The sequence below is a fragment of the Oleiphilus sp. HI0061 genome (genome assembly GCF_001635675.1).
This window is the reverse complement of the sequence record NZ_LWFE01001288.1, coordinates 1-956: the sequence shown is the minus strand read 5'-3', so window position 1 is coordinate 956 and position 956 is coordinate 1. Positions and strand designations below refer to the sequence as shown.

Sequence of the window (956 nt, the reverse complement as noted above, 5' to 3'; positions counted from 1 at the left end):
GCTCGCGCCTGTTTTTTTATGTATAACAACGTAGAGGGCTTAGTTTCTCGCGGTAATTGTGTAGCTGGAATCTGGATGATACTTGATATCAGACATGTAAATGCTTCCCATAGTTGGGCCGCTAGTATTTCCTTTAACTCGAATATTCTCCATGCTAATTCGAGCAATTTCTGTCGGCATATATATTTTTATACCGCCTTCGTCAGTAATTTCTATAGGCCCTCTTCCTTCCTGGTATTTCAAACCCTCAATAGAAATATCTGCTTCAATCAGGTTAGATATCGGACCAACACCTGCCATGGTTAATACACTGTCCGCTAACTCATAAGCCACTTGCTCATCCTTCGGCTCTTCATATTCATCTTCGTCGTTATATTTATGCTGAAAACCGGCAACCGCTCCGTCAGCATTCTGACCGATGCTAAGCCCCATACCTGGTATTGGACCGAACCCTTGGGCATTAACACCTGCCAAAGCTTCGTCATCAAGCATCTGCATGCCGCCAAACTTACCTAACTGTTCTCGTGTTAGCTCAGCGCTACTGGTGTTATTAATTGGTAAAGCTGCAGCGGGACTCGCAGCCATAGCAAGCATCGGTTGAAACGGCGCCGCAGCCAAAGCAACAAATGCTGCAGTGTAACGGTAACGAGACTGATGCTTAAGTGTTCTATTTAGCTCTTTCTCACTAATCCAGCCTTGCTTAATTAAGACCTCACCAAGCATCATGTTCTCGGAGGCTTGAAGCTGAAGTGCTTGATCAAGTTGCGCTTCGCTAATATAACCGCGGTTTACTAATAAGCGCCCAAGTCTGGATTTTGCTATTTGCTCATTATGCTTAGTCATACTTCCCCCGGGATAGTCGATCTTTATCTTATTAAGGTACTCTGAATCATTAATGGCTTATTAAAATATATACAGCCACCTAAGTAGTTGGTGAAATAATGGCCAGAAAAAGC

At 43.6% G+C, this 956-nt stretch carries 1 protein-coding gene; it reads right to left on the bottom strand.

The genetic code is table 11. The features are described from left to right. Positions 1-39 precede the first annotated feature (39 nt). The gene (locus A3735_RS20225) at positions 40-843 is read right to left on the bottom strand and encodes a hypothetical protein (protein WP_068508465.1); all 804 of its coding nucleotides are present in this window, start codon (positions 841-843) and stop codon (positions 40-42) included. Positions 844-956: the final 113 nt, after the last annotated feature.

Bases quoted from the DNA above. Each gene is read 5' to 3' on its own strand.
- A3735_RS20225 (WP_068508465.1), bottom strand. From the start codon at position 843: ATGACTAAGCATAATGAGCAAATAGCAAAATCCAGACTTGGGCGCTTA.